Source organism: Microbacterium sp. B35-04 (assembly GCF_010634885.1).
GTDB lineage: Bacteria > Actinomycetota > Actinomycetes > Actinomycetales > Microbacteriaceae > Microbacterium.
This window is the reverse complement of the sequence record NZ_MWLP01000011.1, coordinates 1-15,144: the sequence shown is the minus strand read 5'-3', so window position 1 is coordinate 15,144 and position 15,144 is coordinate 1. Positions and strand designations below refer to the sequence as shown.

19 protein-coding genes and 1 pseudogene are annotated in these 15,144 nt (G+C 68.2%); 13 read left to right on the top strand and 7 right to left on the bottom strand.

The window, feature by feature from the left end:
- Positions 1 to 30: 30 nt before the first annotated feature.
- The 5 genes from B1729_RS03175 to B1729_RS03155 are packed head-to-tail and all read right to left on the bottom strand — an operon-like array spanning position 31 to position 5,850.
- The gene (locus B1729_RS03175; protein WP_163617841.1) at positions 31 to 1,653 is read right to left on the bottom strand and encodes an AAA family ATPase; all 1,623 of its coding nucleotides are present in this window, start codon (positions 1,651 to 1,653) and stop codon (positions 31 to 33) included.
- A gap of 28 nt (positions 1,654 to 1,681) precedes the next feature.
- Positions 1,682 to 2,443 carry a hypothetical protein gene (locus B1729_RS03170; RefSeq protein WP_163630644.1) on the bottom strand — a complete coding sequence of 254 codons (762 nt, stop codon included), beginning with the start codon at positions 2,441 to 2,443 and terminating at the stop codon, positions 1,682 to 1,684.
- A 35-nt stretch (positions 2,444 to 2,478) separates the two neighbouring features.
- Positions 2,479 to 3,294, bottom strand: coding sequence for a hypothetical protein (locus tag B1729_RS03165; RefSeq protein ID WP_163630642.1), 816 nt, complete (start codon positions 3,292 to 3,294; stop codon positions 2,479 to 2,481).
- 53 nt (positions 3,295 to 3,347) lie between these two features.
- A complete protein-coding gene (locus tag B1729_RS03160; RefSeq protein ID WP_163630640.1) occupies positions 3,348 to 4,547 on the bottom strand; it encodes a beta-propeller fold lactonase family protein in 1,200 nt (399 codons plus the stop codon).
- Positions 4,548 to 4,563: 16 nt separating this feature from the next.
- Positions 4,564 to 5,850: an adenylosuccinate synthase gene (locus B1729_RS03155; RefSeq protein WP_163620877.1), complete on the bottom strand. Its 1,287-nt coding sequence runs from the start codon at positions 5,848 to 5,850 to the stop codon at positions 4,564 to 4,566.
- A gap of 497 nt (positions 5,851 to 6,347) precedes the next feature.
- On the opposite strand from B1729_RS03155, the gene B1729_RS03150 reads away from it, so the two are divergent.
- The 10 genes from B1729_RS03150 to B1729_RS03105 all read left to right on the top strand — a co-directional run bounded on the left by B1729_RS03150 (position 6,348) and on the right by B1729_RS03105 (position 12,830).
- Entirely contained in the window at positions 6,348 to 6,749 is a 402-nt protein-coding gene (locus B1729_RS03150) for a nuclear transport factor 2 family protein (RefSeq protein ID WP_163630639.1), read from the top strand.
- Positions 6,750 to 6,881: 132 nt separating this feature from the next.
- A complete protein-coding gene (locus tag B1729_RS03145) occupies positions 6,882 to 7,031 on the top strand; it encodes a hypothetical protein (protein WP_163630637.1) in 150 nt (49 codons plus the stop codon).
- Between the two features lie 107 nt (positions 7,032 to 7,138).
- The gene (locus tag B1729_RS03140) at positions 7,139 to 8,173 is read left to right on the top strand and encodes a DUF4037 domain-containing protein (RefSeq protein ID WP_163630636.1); all 1,035 of its coding nucleotides are present in this window, start codon (positions 7,139 to 7,141) and stop codon (positions 8,171 to 8,173) included.
- A gap of 24 nt (positions 8,174 to 8,197) precedes the next feature.
- A complete protein-coding gene (locus tag B1729_RS03135; protein WP_163630635.1) occupies positions 8,198 to 8,935 on the top strand; it encodes a DUF1254 domain-containing protein in 738 nt (245 codons plus the stop codon).
- Between the two features lie 45 nt (positions 8,936 to 8,980).
- On the top strand, positions 8,981 to 9,154 hold the full coding sequence (locus B1729_RS03130) for a hypothetical protein (protein ID WP_163620872.1): 174 nt from the start codon (positions 8,981 to 8,983) through the stop codon (positions 9,152 to 9,154).
- Positions 9,155 to 9,223: 69 nt separating this feature from the next.
- Entirely contained in the window at positions 9,224 to 9,754 is a 531-nt protein-coding gene (locus B1729_RS03125) for a VOC family protein (protein WP_163620871.1), read from the top strand.
- The gene (locus B1729_RS03120; protein ID WP_163630634.1) at positions 9,751 to 10,563 is read left to right on the top strand and encodes a MerR family transcriptional regulator; all 813 of its coding nucleotides are present in this window, start codon (positions 9,751 to 9,753) and stop codon (positions 10,561 to 10,563) included. The genes B1729_RS03125 and B1729_RS03120 overlap by 4 nt, the downstream gene beginning before the upstream one ends.
- 281 nt (positions 10,564 to 10,844) lie before the next feature.
- On the top strand, positions 10,845 to 11,795 hold the full coding sequence (locus tag B1729_RS03115) for a manganese catalase family protein (protein WP_163630633.1): 951 nt from the start codon (positions 10,845 to 10,847) through the stop codon (positions 11,793 to 11,795).
- A 130-nt stretch (positions 11,796 to 11,925) separates the two neighbouring features.
- The gene (locus tag B1729_RS03110; protein WP_163630632.1) at positions 11,926 to 12,546 is read left to right on the top strand and encodes a GNAT family N-acetyltransferase; all 621 of its coding nucleotides are present in this window, start codon (positions 11,926 to 11,928) and stop codon (positions 12,544 to 12,546) included.
- A 77-nt stretch (positions 12,547 to 12,623) separates the two neighbouring features.
- Positions 12,624 to 12,830 carry a dodecin family protein gene (locus B1729_RS03105; protein ID WP_163620867.1) on the top strand — a complete coding sequence of 69 codons (207 nt, stop codon included), beginning with the start codon at positions 12,624 to 12,626 and terminating at the stop codon, positions 12,828 to 12,830.
- Between the two features lie 14 nt (positions 12,831 to 12,844).
- On the opposite strand, the gene B1729_RS03100 is transcribed toward B1729_RS03105, so the two are convergent.
- Both B1729_RS03100 and B1729_RS03095 read right to left on the bottom strand, forming a co-directional pair.
- Complete coding sequence (locus tag B1729_RS03100; protein ID WP_163630631.1) at positions 12,845 to 13,237, bottom strand: ester cyclase; 393 nt, start codon at positions 13,235 to 13,237, stop codon at positions 12,845 to 12,847.
- 63 nt (positions 13,238 to 13,300) lie between these two features.
- A complete protein-coding gene (locus B1729_RS03095; RefSeq protein WP_163620865.1) occupies positions 13,301 to 13,543 on the bottom strand; it encodes an RNA-binding S4 domain-containing protein in 243 nt (80 codons plus the stop codon).
- Positions 13,544 to 13,652: 109 nt separating this feature from the next.
- Here B1729_RS03095 and B1729_RS03090 point away from each other — a divergent pair, with 109 nt between their 5' ends.
- From B1729_RS03090 to B1729_RS03080, 3 genes and pseudogenes are all read left to right on the top strand, one after another.
- On the top strand, positions 13,653 to 14,033 hold the full coding sequence (locus tag B1729_RS03090; protein ID WP_163630630.1) for a Rid family hydrolase: 381 nt from the start codon (positions 13,653 to 13,655) through the stop codon (positions 14,031 to 14,033).
- Positions 14,034 to 14,049: 16 nt separating this feature from the next.
- Complete coding sequence (locus tag B1729_RS03085; protein WP_163620863.1) at positions 14,050 to 14,889, top strand: alpha/beta hydrolase; 840 nt, start codon at positions 14,050 to 14,052, stop codon at positions 14,887 to 14,889.
- A gap of 35 nt (positions 14,890 to 14,924) precedes the next feature.
- Positions 14,925 to 15,144: pseudogene (locus B1729_RS03080) on the top strand (HNH endonuclease); the annotation flags it as partial.

Sequence of the window (15,144 nt, the reverse complement as noted above, 5' to 3'; positions counted from 1 at the left end):
TCATCCTTCCGTCGGCGGCGGTTGTGGTGCTCAATAGTCCACAGTGCGGCCGCCGCGACGCGACGACAGTGCACCCTCGGCGACAGCGCCGGTCGATTCGGCCGGGTCCAGATCCTCGCTGCCGGTGGCACGGACCGCACGCTCGGTCGCCCACGTGCGGATGCGCTGCACCTCCTCGGCCTGGGTCACGGCGAGCGGGATCATCGTATCCACGACCTGTCGCACCACGTCGGCCGTCACCTCGCCGCGCGTGGTGAAGCCCTCGTACAGCGCCGAGACGACCGACTGCTCGATCTCGGCACCGGAGTGGTTCTCGCTGGCGGCCACGAGCGCCGCGATCGCCGCGTCGTCGGATGCCACCGCCTCGAGCCCGTTCGCGTCGGTCGCGCGCGAGCGCAGCTGCAGCCGCCAGATCACCTCGCGCTCGTGGGCCGTCGGCAGGTCGACGAAGAAGATCTCGTCGAACCGGCCCTTGCGCAGGAACTCCGGCGGCAGCGCGTCGATGTTGTTGGCGGTCGCGACGACGAACACCGGGTGGCGCTTCTCCTGCATCCAGGTGAGGAAGGTGCCGAAGACCCGCGCCGTCGTGCCCGAGTCGCCCTGGCCGGTCGTGTTCGAGAAGCCCTTCTCGATCTCGTCGACCCACAGCACGCACGGTGCGACCGCTTCAGCGGTGGCGATCGCGGTGCGCAGGTTCTGCTCGCTCGAGCCGACGAGGCCCGAGAAGATGCGGCCGATGTCGAGCCGCAGCAGCGGCAGCCCCCACGACGCCGCGGTCGCCTTCGCGGTCAGGGACTTGCCGCAGCCCGGCACGCCGGTGATGAGCACGCCCTTAGGGGCGGGCAGTCCGTACGCGCGTGCGTCGCCGAGCCACGAGCCGTCACGGCGCGACAGCCAGCGCTTGAGGTTGTTGAGCCCGCCGACGTCGTCCAGGTCGATCTCGCCCCGCACGAACTCCAGGACGCCGGACTTGCGGACGACCTGGCGCTTCTCGTCGAGCACGATCGGCACGTCATGCCCCGACAGGCGCCCGTCGTTCACCATGGCGCGGGCGAACGCGTTCTCGGCCTCGGCCATCGACAGGCCGAGTGCCGCGTGCACGAGCTGGTCGCGGGCGGTGTCGTCGGCATCCACCCGGATCCTGCCGTCGCCCGACGCGTTGTTGTCGATCATGGTCTCGAGGAGCCCGCGGATCTCGGCCGCGGTCGGCAGCGGGAAGTCGAGCAGGTGCGTGACCTCGTCGAGCTCGGGCGGGATGACCCGCACCGGCGCCGTGATCACGAGCGTGCGCGACACGTCGCCGTGGCGGAACTCGAGCGCCGTCTCGCGCACGGTGCGCACGAGAGCGGGGTCGCCGGCGCGGTGCTCGCCGCCGAAGTACGCGTGCAGGTCGCAGAACACGAACACACTCGGGTCGTGGATGCCGGCGACGTGCTGGAGCGCCCGCGCGGGGTTCGCGGTGTTCGCCACGGCCTTGCCGTCGGGGCCCAGCAGCCCGAGCGCCGCCGTCCAGGTCCAGAGGGCGCGGGGGTGCCGCTGCGTCTCGGCCGCGTCCGAGATCGCGCCGATCGCGCGCACCTCCTCGCCGGTCTCGATGTACAGCAGCGGAAGGCGCGCCTTGAACGCCTCGGTGAGAGTGTCGGCGAACGTCACGTCTGCTCCTTGTCGGTCGGATGCCGCGTCATGGCGTCGGCGCTGGTGTCGGGGTCGTCGAGGGCGCGGGATCGCCCGCGGGCGTGTCGAGCGCGATGGTCCAGGAGCCATCGCCCGTGTCGGCCTCGACCTGGAAGACGACGCGATCCGTCGGCTCCCAGGAGGCGCGGACGTCCACCTCGTCGAACTCGTTCACGAGGAGGTCCCACCCGCCGACGGTCACGACCGCGACCACGAACAGGCCGCTCCCGGTGTGCTGGAACCGGCCGCTCAAGGCCTCGCCCTCGTACACCAGCACGGCGTTGCCCTGACCGGTGGCGGTCTCGCCCATCGGCAGTGCCTCCGGTGTCGAGACGCGCGCGGTCCAGTCGGTGAGCGAGGGCGAGAACCACAGCAGCCCGTCCTCCGCGCCCGGCAGCACCAGGACGTCGGAATCGGGATACAGCGAGCCGAGGTAGGCCGGGTACTGCCACTGCTCGGAATCGACGTCGAACTCGACGCCCTGCTGCTGGAAGACGCGCACCCAGTCGGCTTCGCCGGCGCCCTCGCGATTCTCGAGCATGAGGAGGTCGGAACCACCGTCGATCCGCAGGAAGCCGCCCGCGGCGGTGCCGTCGATCACGCCGTCCACGATCTCGTACTCCTGCGGATCGTCGGCGAGCCACGGCTGATAGTCCTCCTCGCCGGGTTCGCCCACGTACACGTCGCCGGTCTGCGGGTTCACCGCCACCTGCGGCAGCACGGTGAAGGCGATCGCCGCGATGACGATGGTGCCGACGATCCAGGTCACGAGTGAGAACCGCCGAATGCGATCGGCGCCCGCCATCAGGGGCTCACCCCTGTGGCGCCCGGCTCGGGCGTCGGCGCGGGTGTGCCGGCGGGGGTGGATGCCGCGTCCTCGGGAAAGACGATGGTCCAGCCGGCGTCGTCCCAGGCGTCGATCACGAACAGCACGGGCTCGCCGTCGGCCCAGGCGATCGAGCGGTCGGTGGGCTCGTTCTCGCTGAACACCTCGGTCACGCCCGCCGATGTGACGGTCTCGATGCTCACGCGGCCCTCGCCGCGCATGCTGACGCGCGCCGTGGTGGCGGTCGCGTCGAGCGCGAACACGGCGGGCCCGAAGCCGCTCACCGTGCCCGAGCGCTCCTCGACCGGCGGAGTGGTGACCTTCATGCGCCAGCGCTCGTCACTGAACCCGTCGATCCAGAGTTCGACGTCGGCCTGCGGCACGATCACCCAGTGGCCGTCGGATGCGATGTACGACTCGAACTCGGCGGGCCCGCCGTATTCGCCCTCGGTGAGGATCTCGCCGCCGGGACCGGTCACCGACACTCTGCCGACGTACGTGTCATCGAGTTCGGTGATCAGCAGCGGCTGTGCCGGATCGAGCCCGTCGAGCGGCACCATCGCGCCGTCGACCCCGCTGTACACGCCATCACCCTCGTCGTCCGCGAGCACGGGATCGGGGTTCAGCCACGGCTCATACGCGTAGTCGTCGGATGCCGAGACCTCGTCACCCGTCTCGGCGAGCAGGACGGCGCCGATGATGACGATGACGACGAGCCCGAAGATCCAGACGAACCCGTTGAAGGCGAGCAGGCGTCCCCGCGCGGCGCCGCTCAGCGTCGTGTTCGAACTCATTCCCGCCTTCCGACCCCGACCAGGCTATACAACCCGACGCGATCGCTCCGCGTTCAGCGCAGGGGCAGCAGACAGGTCGGCGACGGGGCGTCGGTCCGATGCCGCACGCGGCCGGGCACGCCGGTGCGCGTATCGAGCGTCAGCGAGGCGACCTCGTCCGAGAGCTGCCCGGCGACGAGCAGGATGTCGCGCACCACCGCGTGGTGCCGCGGCCAGTCGACGCCGGCGTCGACGAGCGCGACCGGAGCGACCTCGTCGCCCGCGCCGCGCACGCGGAGCGCGGCGAGGGTGTTGCTGCCGCGTACGCCGGCGTACACGAACTGGCTGTCGCGCGCGAGCGCCAGCTCCGCAGCGCTGTCACCGGGGAGCGTGCCCGCCCCGAGCGGGGTGCCACCTACCAAGCGCCACGTGCCGTCGATCGACGGCGCGAGCACGAAGAGCTCGCACGACAGCTCGGTGACGACGTACAGGTGACCGCTCGGGTGCCACACCATGTGCCGCGGTCCGCTGCCCTTCGGGAGCGTCACCTGCTGCATCGGCCGCAGCCGATCGCCGCCGTCTCGCCAGAAGCGCACGACGTCGTACCCGAGGTCGGTCGTCGCCACGAGCCCGCCGGGCAGGAAGACGGCCTGGTGCGCCCGGGACGGACGCGTCGCATCGGCATCGGCATCGGCATCGGCCTCGGCCTTGTCGGCGCCGTCGTGATCGGGCACGAGATGCGCATACTCGGCTCCCGCGGCTTCGCGCAGGGCGCGGGCCGCGGCGACGAGGTCGATGTCGCCGGCCGAGGCCGGGGCGGACGCGGCGTCGGGCCCGTACGGGTCGACCGCCGCAGGTGCCAGGACCGGCGACGACGGCCGGCCCGCGGCATCCAGGTCCATCCGGACCACGCGGCCGTCGCCCCAGCAGCTGGCGATCAGGACGCGGCCGTCGGGCGACACCGCTACATGGCACACCGCCTCGCCGGCCGCGACGGGTGCGCCGAGCGGCACGAAGGTGGCGTCGCCGGTGCGGCGGAACGCCTGCACCTGCCGGCGCTTCTCGAGCGCCGCGTACACGACGTGGCCCTTCGTCACGCTCCCCGATCCCGGGTGCGGCGCGAGCCACGACGGCGAGTCGGTGGTCGCGACGTCGCCCGCGAACGCGAGCGCGCCACCGGCGGAGGCGTCGTCGGGCGCGCCGGCGAGCAGCATCCCGATCCCGCTCCCGCGGCCGTCCATGTCGGCGGTGTAGCCGCCCAGCAGGAATCTCATCGGAGCCGCGACCGCGTCAATCGACGAGGTCGTGGCGGACGATGACCGCATCGCGCGAGGCGCCGACGCCGATCACCGAGATGCGCGTGCCGCTCATCGCCTCGAGCGCTAGCACGTACTCCTGGGCCTCCCGGGGGAGATCGTCGAAGCTGCGGGCGCCGGAGATGTCGCGCTTCCAGCCGGGGAAGTACTCCAGGATCGGCTTCGCGTGGTGGAAGTCGGACTGGTTCACCGGAATCTCGTCGAACCGCTCGCCGTCCACGTCGTACGCCACGCACACGGGGATCTGGTCGAGGCCCGTGAGGATGTCGAGCTTGGTCAGGACGAGGTCGGTGATGCCGTTGATGCGGGTCGCGTAGCGCGTGATCGGCGCGTCGTACCAGCCGACGCGACGAGGGCGCCCGGTCGTGGTGCCGAACTCGAAGCCGCGCGAGCGCAGGAAGTCGCCGTTCTCGTCGAAGAGCTCGGTCGGGAAGGGCCCCGAGCCGACGCGCGTCGTGTAGGCCTTCACGATGCCCACGATGCGGTCCAGGCGGTTGGGGCCGACGCCCGAGCCGGTGGCGGCGCCGCCGGCGGTCGCCGACGACGACGTGACGAAGGGGTAGGTGCCGTGGTCGACGTCGAGCATCGTGGCCTGGCCGCCCTCGAACACGACGACGTCGCCGGCATCCAGCGCCTCGTTCAGCAGCAGCCCGGTGTCGGCGACCATCGGCCGCAGGCGCTCGGCGTACGAGAGCAGGTCGTCGACGACCTCGTCGACCGTGATCGCACGGCGGTTGAAGATCTTCACCAGGAGGTGGTTCTTCTGGTCGAGGGCTCCCTCGACCTTCTGGCGCAGGATGTTCTCGTCGAAGAGGTCCTGCACACGGATGCCGACGCGGTTGATCTTGTCGGCGTATGCGGGACCGATGCCCCGGCCGGTCGTGCCGATCTGACGCTTGCCGAGGAAGCGCTCGGTGACCTTGTCGAGCGTGCGGTGGTACTGCGTGATGATGTGGGCGTTCGCGCTCACGCGCAGCCGCGACGCGTCGACGCCGCGCGCGTGAAGCGCCTCGAGCTCGGCGAACAGCACCTCGAGATCGACCACGACGCCGTTGCCGATGACCGCGTTGACACCGGGAGACAGGATGCCGGAGGGCAGAAGATGCAGCGCATACTTCTCGTCGCCGATCACGACCGTGTGGCCGGCGTTGTTGCCGCCGTTGAACTTGACCACCCAGTCGGTGCGCTCACCGAGGAGGTCGGTGGCCTTGCCCTTGCCCTCGTCTCCCCACTGGACTCCGACGATCACGATGCCTGGCATGGGCTACTCCCCCGTTATCGGACGGTTACACCCCATCCTATCGGGGCGACGCCGACACGCCCTCTGCGGGCGGGGTTCCGGCCCGGCGGTTTGGCAGCGCGGCTTCACCGCGGCCCTGTACGGCGCGTGGCCTCAGTGTGCGCCCGCCGCGCCCCTTTGGCGCACCTATCCGCGCGGTAACCCCGGGCGGGTCAAATGGGCACCGCAGTGCGCGTCGGCCGTTCCAGCCATGAGCATCCACGTGGTGCACGATCCGCAGCTCCCTTTCTACTGACGGGGTGCCGTCCTTCGGCGATCAAGACCACGCCGGTGCATCACTGCACGCAGGAGGACCGGCTATCGAACGTTGGTGCCGGCGCCGAAGGGTGCGGAGGCAGACCGGCTGGCGTCCTCACACGAGAGCGGTGCTGTTCGGCGCAGTCCCCACTTCCTCCATGGTGCCCGCATACTCCCCATCACGCCTGTGCACGCCCGCCAGGCCGGAGGCATACTGAGGCATGACCGACCGCGACGAGTTCTTGGCATGGGTCGATTCAGCGCTGTACCAAGCGGAACAGGCCCTTCACAACGGCGACGCAGACCCGCGACGAGCGCTGTGGTCCCATAACGAACCCGTGAGCATCCTGGGCGCGTGGCGGAACGCGTACGGGCAACGGGAGGTGGCGGAGACCTTCACACACCTCGAGCAGAACTTCTCCGACTGCACGTCCTACACGTTCGAACTGCAGGCGTACGACGACGTTGTGGATGACATGGCCTATACCGCTGGCCTGGAGCACATCTCAACTTCGGTCAATGGCCAGCCGCGTAGTTTCACACTGCGGGCCACTCAGGTGTACCGCCGAGAAGGCGGTGCGTGGAAGGTCGCTCATCGCCACGCCGACATGGTTACCGAGTAGCTGAACCCGCGCGGCTTAAGCTGCGTCACGGAGCGACCCTGCCGCGCGCGCATTGCTGTTTGCTCTGCGGATATGCTCGCCGCAGGAGGCAACATGTCAAGCGACGGCCAACACGTTCATCCTGGATCGGACATGGACCTCGCCATTGACCGGGCACTCGAGGCAGCCAAACTTCGGGCGGGGGATGCCTCCACGACATCTACCGCCATTGTCGGACACCCGGAGCCTTTCGCCGTCGAGGTCGATGGCGATGCCGGTGCCGGTGCCGCGGACGGCGACTAGCCGGGTCCAACTCCCGCTGCCAAGAGAGTGCGCTGCAGGGGGCTCTCATCTGCGCGCCAGACGACCCACGTTCGCACGCGATCAGTCGAGTCGTGCAGGATCGAACCGTGAAGCAAACCGGCTGGAGCGGCGTCGATCTTGCGCGGCACTACCACTCGGATCTGGTGCGCCCAATACTCGCGGAGCGGTTCCCTCACCTCCCATATGCTGCGGGCCGGGTCGGTTCCGGCTCCGACGTCCTTGGATTCGATGACGTCACCTCCCAAGACCATGACTGGGGCCTCCGACTGAACCTGTTCGTACCGGCCGACGCCGTCAACGAGGTAGACCGAGAACTCGAGCGACAGCTTCCCGAAACGTACGAGGGACTCCCGACCCGCTTCGCATTCACCGGTCAGACCGAGCGCCGCCACCACGTGGACGTCACCTCAGTCTCCGAGTTTCTTGACGCACGCCTGGGCTTCGACCCGCGCACAGACCCGTCCGTCGAAGACTGGCTGTCGCTCACCGGACAAGCCGCACTCGAGGTCACCGCCGGTCCCGTGTTCATTGATATCGACGGAGCGCTCATTGCGACCCGGCATGCTCTGGCCTGGTACCCCGACGACGTTTGGCGCTACATCCTCGCGTGCGACTGGATCCGGCTCGCGCAGGAACTCCCGCTGATGAGCCGCGCCGCCGAGGTCGGCGACGAAGCCGGCGCTCGCGTCATCGCCGCCCGCCTGACTCAGATCACCATGCACCTGGCGTTCATGCTCGAACGACGCTGGCCGCCCTACGCGAAATGGTTCGGCACGTCGTTCAACCGCCTCACGCGCGCGAAGGAACTCGGCGAGCCGCTCAACAAGACGCTCCACGCCGACGACGACACCGATCGACAGTCCGGCCTCGCCCGTGCACTAGAGGCGTTGCTGCGCGAGCAGAACACTCTCGGCCTCACCACGGCGACGCAGGCGATCGTGCCCTTCTGGGATCGACCCCACATCCACCCGAACCCATTGATCGTGAGCCAGCTACTCGGTGGCATCGTTCGCGACGAGGTGAGAACACTCCCGTATGGCCGTGGGTCCGCGGAGCAGCGCACCGACAACGTTGACATCCTCGTCAACGCTCGTGCCCGGGCACTTCTCGTGGCAGGCTAGTCCGCGACCCGAACTCAAACGTTCATGACGACGCTCGCAGAGCGACCGGCTTTCGGCCGGCTTCAGCTGGTGCAATGGTGGCCGCATGGAAACCATCGAGTGGTGGGCGAGGCTGGACTCCGACGCCTCGCCATCGTCGACATCCGCGATGGCGCCACACTGACGCTGCCGGACGCGGGCGAACGGTACATGTCCGTGATGGTGGTCAACGAAGACCACTACATCAACCGGGTCTTCCATTCCGGCGGCACGTACGAGCTCACGACGAGTGAGTTCGACACACCATGGGTACTCGTGGCATCCCGCATCCTGGTCGACCCGGCGGATCGTGCCGACGTTGCCGCGGTCAACACCCTGCAAGACGGGCTGAAGATCGACACCTCCTCCACGGAAGAGTTCACGATGCCCGAATACGACAAGGACTCGTTCGAGCCGCGCTCGTCCGGGGCGGGTCTCCCCCTGGCGCGCACCCCTGGCCGTGGGGTAGTCGGCAGACGCGGTGGCGCTGACGGGCGGCAGCGCGGCGATATGGGCCGCTTCGAGCTTGATCAAGCGCAACATGGCCGCTGGGTCGGCTCCGATGTCGGGTTCTGGACCATACGCCCGTGCACGCAGGTCATTCAGCTCACGCGCGACGTCGTCTGCTGCGACGTCAGTTGCTCGTTGCCGTCTGCGCTGAAGCTCGTCGGCCTCGCGCCCGGCCGACCCCCGAGGGGCGGCGTCCATGCCCTCACTATCCGCGCGGGTGCAACATGGCGATAGGAGGGGCTGCGGGTCAGCAGCGCACGACACCACTACCTTGAGGCCATGACCTTCGACTTCTCGGATCCGAATCAGGTGCTCCTGTTCTGGGTGATCTACATCAGCGCCACGATCCTTGGCTTGGTCCTGCTGTTCCTGTTCTGCTACTGGGTGATCCGTCTGGCCGTCGCGCATGGCATGCGGTCGTACCGTCGATGGGAGCGCTCGGGCGAGGGGTGAACGTCGTGGCGACGCGAGATGAGGCGCGAGTTTGACCCTCACGCGACGTGAGGACCCAGAGTGTCTCACGTGGCTGACTACTTCAATGCATTCGAGATGAGCCCCGTTCCGGACGGCCCGGACGCGGTCGCGCCCGATCCGTTCCTCGGCATCTACGCGATGCCGATGTTCGTGAAGATCCGGACGAGGGACCTTAGCGCGTCGACCGATTTCTGGGTACGCGGACTCGGCTTCGTCGACTTGTTCAGCGTTCCTGGACAGATCGTCCATCTGCGACGGTGGGCGTTCCAGGATGTTCTGCTGGTTCCCGCGGACGACCACGCGGCTCCGTCAGCGGCGTCCCCGGTTCAGGTGTTCGTCTCCTGCGTCCTCGGCCAGCTCGAGTCCGTGGCCGCGGCATGTCGACAACTGTCACCGGATTCGGTGACAGGACCGTACGACACGGCCTGGAGAACTCGCGACATCGCTGTCGTCACTCCGGAGGGGGCGCACGTCACGTTCACGGCGGCGACGCCGTTCGCGCCCGACAGCGACGTGGCGCGCGATTTCGCGTCTGTAGGGATCTTCGCGCCGGGAGACTCCGAAGGAGGAGCACAATGACATCAACGGTTGACAGCGAGATCGATGAGGATGCGACGGTCGGCGTCGCCGCCGATCTCCTCGGACTGACCGTGCGCACTCTCCACCACTGGGACGAGATCGGTCTCGCATCGCCGTCCCGCCGTACGCCTGCCGGCTACCGCCTTTACACCTGGGATGACCTCGAGCGCCTCAGCCGGGTCGTGGCGTATCGCGAGGCCGGGCTGGCGCTCGACGCGATTCGTGAGGTGCTCGATGATGCGACCGCGGACATCGGAGGCACGCTGCGCGAGCAGCGCGCACAGCTGGCAGAACGGATTCACGATTTGCAGCAGCTCGACGGACGACTCGAGCGCATGACTGACGCGCACGAGCGCGGCATCCTGATGAGCGACGACGAGCAGCGTGAGGTCTTCGGCGAAGAGTGGGACCCGCAGCAATCGCGCGCGGCCCGCTTCGTCTGGGGACGGTCGAGGCAGTGGGCGCAATTCGCGGAGCGCTCCGCGTCTCGATCACCGGCCCAGTGGCGGGCGCTGTCCGAGGCCATGTCCGCACTCCAGCACGACCTCGTCGATGCGGTGAGCCGAGGCGTCGAGCCGGGCAGCGAGGAGGCGGATGAACTCGCCGAGCGCCACCGGGAACTGTTCTCCAACTTCTTCCCTTTGACGCGACAGATGCAGGTGTGCCTGGGGCGGATGTTCGAGGCCGACCCAGGGTTCTCGTCGTACTACAACGGGATGGGAGACGGCCTCGCCACGTGGTTCCGTCAGAGCATCGACGGATCCGCGCGCCACCACGGGATCGATCCGGATACCGCGACCTGGGAGTAGTTCGCGGCCTCACATGTGCAAGAGGCGCATCGCATCGGTGGCCCAGCTTGCCGATTCGATGTGTCTGCCACGCGGTCGCGGCGAAGACCGCCGCAGGACGGCGCGTGCCGGCATCCGATTGACAATCCTCCCGATTGCTCCACGGTCGTGCCATTCCCCTGCGCATGCGAATTCACGGGGCGGATAGTACGCGTCGCCTGCCGTCGTGTCCATCCCGGTGCCGACCCCGAATGTGGGGCCCGAGGGTGTTCCGTACATTCGCCGACACCGGAGGAGAAGCCATGTACTTTCACCTGCAGAACCTGATCAACCCCATCGAGCAGGACGAGCCAGATCCCGCCGCGGCCAACGCCTTGCAGGAAGGGCTGGGTGGTCAGTTCGGTGAGATGCGCACGATGATGCAGTACCTGTTCCAGAGCATCAACTTCCGCGGCGCCAACGCGAAGCCCTACAAGGACCTCCTCCAGGGCATCGGAACCGAGGAGATCAGTCACGTCGAGTTGATCGGCACGACGATCGCCCGTCTGCTCGACGGATCGCCGGCGTATCAGGGGAAGCCGGACGATCCGGTCGACCAGCCCGGCGCGCGCGGCGCGACCCCGCTGAGCATCGCGCTGGACCACGGGAACATCCATCACTATCTGGTGGGGGCTCAGGGGGCACTGCCGGTGGACGCGGTCGGAAACCCCTGGAGCGGCAGTTACGTCTACAACTCCGGCAACCTCGTCCTCGACCTGCTCTACAACCTCATGCTCGAGTCCACCGGCCGCCTCCAGAAATGCCGCCTGTACGAGATGACCGACAACAAGATGGCCCGATCCACGATCTCGTACCTGATCGTGCGAGACCAGGCGCATGAGAACGCCTACGCCAAGGCCCTCGAAACGCTCGGTGTCAATTGGCGGACCGCGCTCCCGATCCCCAAGACCAGCGCGGAGCGGTTCCCCGAGGTGAAGCGACTGCTGGACCTCGGCCTGCAGAGCAAGCAGTACTCCTTCGACCTCGGCGACCAGTCCGAGGCGGGCAGGATCTTCCAGGGCATGTCGCCGTCAGACGACGGCACGCAGCTCGACGCCACCGAGCAGGCGCCCGAGGGCGTGCCCATCGAGATCGCACCCGAGCGACCCGAGGAGTTCTCTCCCGGCGCCGACCCGGAGCTGCTGGCGCTCATCGAAGCCACCGCGGCGATGGAGATGGCCGACATCGACACGACGTTCGGCAGACTCGGCTGACGCCGGCCTGTCTTTCGGTCACCGATCTCGGTGGGCGGCACGTCGCCGGCCCGCCCGATCGGTGGCCGTGCCACTTGTCGAGGGTCCGAGTTCGGTCCCAGACTGGCAGCACCGACGCAAGGATGCTGCCATGGCCGATGAGACCGTCCCGTCCGGCACGCGCGTGACGACTGCGCACGTGATCAAGCCGCTCACTCCCGAGACGTTCCCGGCGTGGCTGGCGCTCGCGCAGAAGCACAACGGCGTCTGGGGCGGGTGCTACTGCTCGTACTTCCACGGCGACACCGAGCAGACGGTCAAGGACGAGTACGACGGGCCGACGTTCAAGCAGCGACTCGTGGCGGAGGGCGTGGCGCACGCCGCGCTCGTCTTCGACGGCGACGATGCGATCGCGTGGTGCGAGTTCGGCAGTCCGGCCGAGTTGCCGAACATCTACCACCGCAAGCAGTACGACGGGGGCGAGACGCAGCCGGCTCCCTGGCGCATCACCTGCTTCTTCGTCGATCGCGACCACCGACGCTCGGGAGTGGCACGCGAGGCCCTGGACGGCGCGCTCGAGCTGATCGCGCAGGCCGGTGGCGGCGAGGTGGTCTCGTTCCCCAACGAGCTCGCCCCCGGCAGGAGGACGTCGTCGTCGTTCCTGCACAACGGCACGAGGGCGATGTTCGAGAAGGCGGGATTCACGTTCGAGCGCCACATCGGCAAGAGCAAGACCGTGATGCGCAGGACGATCCCCGCGGCCGGCGGCTGACGCCGGGTGGGGCCCTTCCCTACGGACCCGGGCACGATCAGTATGGACTTGTCCGCATCCAGTGATGAGGGGTCAGCATGAGCGTTTACCGAGTGATCGATGTCATCGGCACGAGTGCCTCGTCCTGGGAGGAGGCGGCACGAGAAGCCATCGATACCGCCGCAGGGTCGCTGCACGATCTCCGCGTCGCCGAGGTGACGAAACAGGATGTCGTCGTCGGCGACGACGGGACGCTGCTGTTCCGCGCCCGGATCCAGCTTTCGTTCAAGTACGCGCCGGAGTAACCCACCGGGCTGGACTACTGTCCGAGCTGCGTGCGCAGCTCGAGGCCGTTCTCCGAGCCGGTGAACTCCGAGAACCGCCCGCTCGTCACGCGGTACATCGCGAACTCCGCGACGTTGACGTGGCGCCGGGTCGGCGCGATGCCGCGGAACGTGCCGAGATGCGTGCCGCTGCCGCGCAGATGTGCGGCGAGGCGGTCGTCTTCCACGACGAGCTGGATGCGGCGCCACCGCCAATCCGGAAACCCCTGGAAGAGGTCGGCCATGTCGGCGATCCACGCATCGGCGCCACCAGGCAGGTGCGCCCGGCGCACCGACGGATGGACGAACGATCGGACGGCGTCGAGGTCGTGCCGGTTGCACGCGTCGATGTACTCGGCGTACCACTCGCGCATCTCCCACGACTCCATCCCTTCATTCTCCGCGAGCCGGCTCGTGTTCCAGGCCCCCACCGCTGCCCCGCCCGGGCCGGGTCACGGGCAGACGCGGACCCGGCGCCCCTCGAAGCTGACGATGTCGCCGAGCTGCAGCTGCCGTCCGCGGCGGCGATCGACCTCGCCGTTCACGGTCACATAGCCGTCGATGATAGCCTCCTTCACGTTCCCACCGGAGTCGAGGAGCCCGGCGAACTTGAGGAACTGCCCGAGGCGGATGACCTCACCGCCGATCGGCACATCTTCGATCGGCGCGTCTTCCCTCGGAGCGGGCTTCGTCATCCCCGAATGCTAACGTGACGACCCCTCGATCCCGCCTGGCCTCTGGCACTGCCTGTGGTCTTCTGCCAGCATGCACGGCAGCGGTACCCACTCAATGAGGAGGCTCGCCATGCCCAGGGAGATCATCACCACGTCGGACGCTCCGAGCTCGCCGTTCTACAGTCAGGCGGTGCGTGCCGGGACGCACGTGTACGTCTCGGGCACGGTGGGCATCGACGTGGGCACGGGGACCCTGGCCGGCGACACCATCCAGGAGCAGACGCGCCAGGCGCTCGCCAACTGCGAGGCGATCCTGAAGGCGGGCGGGGCGGGACTGGAGGACGTCGTCGAGATCGGCATCCTCCTCACGCGGCCGGAGGACTTCGCAGGGCTCAACGAGGAGTACGCACGCTGGTTCCCGTCAGCCGCACCGGCGCGATACGTCGCGAAGCTCGGCGTCGAACTGCCCGGGATCCTCGTGTCCATCCGTGCGACCGCCGTCACAGCGTAGTTCCATCACGGCGAACATGACGATGAGGGTTCAGTTCAGCGATACCGCTTCGCTGGCCTACGACGCGGTCGGCACCGGCATCCCGCTCCTCGCCCTTCACGGCGCATACTCGGCGAGGGGCGAGGTGCGCGACTTCCTCGAGCCGATGATCGATGCACGGCCAGTTCGTCGGGTGTACCTCGACCTGCCCGGTCACGGCGACTCCCGCCCCTCATCAGGAGTTCGGCAACCAGATGACGTGCTGGAACTCATCGACCGCCTCCTTGACAGGGAAGCACCGACCGGCAGATTTCTCGTACTCGGGCATTCGTTCGGCGGACACTTCGCGCGCGCGATCGCGGCCCGGCATCCCGACCGGATCGCCGGGATCGCGCTGATCTGCCCGGCCGTTCCCGGGGAACAGCGCATTCCTGCGCCGGCAGTGGTTCGAGACGATCACGTGTCCACTGCACTCGATCCGGATCAGCGGGCCGAGTACGAGGGGTACTTCGTCGTTCGGACGGCGGACACACTCGAGCGATTCCGTCGCGCGGTGTTGCCCGTCGTCGGGGAGGTCGACGAGCAGACGCTGGAGAGCGCGATCACCGCGGGACCGCACGCCGCGGATCCCGACACGGTGGCCGTAGAGACTCCGGTGCTCGTGGTCTCAGGCCGACACGATCATTGGGTCGGCTGGGAACGGCAACAGCGCCTCGGAGATCAATACCCCCGTGCCACTGTCGTGACCGCGGGCGACGCCGGACATGCACTTCCTCACGAGCGCCCCGGTCTCATGGCAGCACTCCTCTCCGACTGGCTCGACGAGATCGGCATCCCTGCAGCAGGCGTGGTATCGAATCTCAGCCCCACCGCCTAGAACCGTGTGTCGTATGTATGTTCTACTGTTGAAGCATGTCACACGACCCCGAACTCGACGATCGGATGCTCCCCGACGAGCTCGATCTGGTCATCGAGGCGGCCGACATGATGACGGTGCTCGCCGCCCAGCGACTGGTGCGGATCGATGCGATGCGGCGTGAGGCGCTTCGCGAGGCGACGCGCAACGGCCGGGTCCTGACCGAGGTCGTGGAGCGCGGCGTGCGACTGGAGCTCGCGGCCGCTCTGCGGATCA

Excerpts from the sequence above, each read along its gene's own strand:
- B1729_RS03165 (WP_163630642.1), bottom strand. The coding sequence starts at position 3,294 with ATGAGTTCGAACACGACGCTGAGCGGCGCCGCGCGGGGACGCCTGCTC.
- B1729_RS03160 (WP_163630640.1), bottom strand. The coding sequence starts at position 4,547 with ATGAGATTCCTGCTGGGCGGCTACACCGCCGACATGGACGGCCGCGGG.
- B1729_RS03155 (WP_163620877.1), bottom strand. The coding sequence starts at position 5,850 with ATGCCAGGCATCGTGATCGTCGGAGTCCAGTGGGGAGACGAGGGCAAG.
- B1729_RS03150 (WP_163630639.1), top strand. The coding sequence starts at position 6,348 with ATGACCGACCGCGACGAGTTCTTGGCATGGGTCGATTCAGCGCTGTAC.
- B1729_RS03145 (WP_163630637.1), top strand. The coding sequence starts at position 6,882 with ATGGACCTCGCCATTGACCGGGCACTCGAGGCAGCCAAACTTCGGGCG.
- B1729_RS03135 (WP_163630635.1), top strand. The coding sequence starts at position 8,198 with ATGACGACGCTCGCAGAGCGACCGGCTTTCGGCCGGCTTCAGCTGGTG.
- B1729_RS03130 (WP_163620872.1), top strand. The coding sequence starts at position 8,981 with ATGACCTTCGACTTCTCGGATCCGAATCAGGTGCTCCTGTTCTGGGTG.
- B1729_RS03120 (WP_163630634.1), top strand. The coding sequence starts at position 9,751 with ATGACATCAACGGTTGACAGCGAGATCGATGAGGATGCGACGGTCGGC.
- B1729_RS03115 (WP_163630633.1), top strand. The coding sequence starts at position 10,845 with ATGTACTTTCACCTGCAGAACCTGATCAACCCCATCGAGCAGGACGAG.
- B1729_RS03110 (WP_163630632.1), top strand. The coding sequence starts at position 11,926 with ATGGCCGATGAGACCGTCCCGTCCGGCACGCGCGTGACGACTGCGCAC.
- B1729_RS03105 (WP_163620867.1), top strand. The coding sequence starts at position 12,624 with ATGAGCGTTTACCGAGTGATCGATGTCATCGGCACGAGTGCCTCGTCC.
- B1729_RS03100 (WP_163630631.1), bottom strand. The coding sequence starts at position 13,237 with ATGGAGTCGTGGGAGATGCGCGAGTGGTACGCCGAGTACATCGACGCG.
- B1729_RS03095 (WP_163620865.1), bottom strand. The coding sequence starts at position 13,543 with ATGACGAAGCCCGCTCCGAGGGAAGACGCGCCGATCGAAGATGTGCCG.
- B1729_RS03090 (WP_163630630.1), top strand. The coding sequence starts at position 13,653 with ATGCCCAGGGAGATCATCACCACGTCGGACGCTCCGAGCTCGCCGTTC.
- B1729_RS03085 (WP_163620863.1), top strand. The coding sequence starts at position 14,050 with ATGACGATGAGGGTTCAGTTCAGCGATACCGCTTCGCTGGCCTACGAC.